This is a genomic window from Faecalibacterium sp. DFI.5.82, from assembly GCF_029076575.1.
In the GTDB taxonomy this organism is placed as follows: Bacteria; Bacillota; Clostridia; order Oscillospirales; family Ruminococcaceae; genus Faecalibacterium; species Faecalibacterium duncaniae.
In genome coordinates this window covers 1-295 of the sequence record NZ_JARFIS010000921.1, presented here as the reverse complement: position 1 = coordinate 295, position 295 = coordinate 1, and the positions used below count along the sequence as shown (strand labels likewise).

Annotated in this window: 1 protein-coding gene; it reads left to right on the top strand. The window is 71.2% G+C overall.

Going from position 1 to position 295, the window contains the following annotated elements; translation table 11 throughout:
- Positions 1-103: 103 nt before the first annotated feature.
- A partial coding sequence (locus P0G09_RS19500) for a hypothetical protein (RefSeq protein WP_275253503.1) occupies positions 104-295 on the top strand: 192 nt, incomplete at its 3' end.

Below are 295 nucleotides of genomic sequence, written 5' to 3'. Positions count from 1 at the left end.
CCCATCGAGCGGATCGGCGTGGCGCTGTCGCGGCATCTCCCGTGATGGCGGGGGCCGGTCATGGGCCGGCGGGCCGGTGCCCTGAGCGGCGCAGATCGCGCCCATGACGCCGTCACCGTCCTTGCGCGCGCAGCGAAGCAATCCAGGGCGACGCGCGATCTCCGGACGTGGCGTGTCCCTGGGTTGCTTCGTTGCGCTCGCAAGGACGATGGGGCTGCGTTCAGCGCTCGAAGCCTCGCTGGGCTTCGAGCGTTGCGCCCCCCGATATCTGCAGGGTCGCGTCGATCTGCTCGCG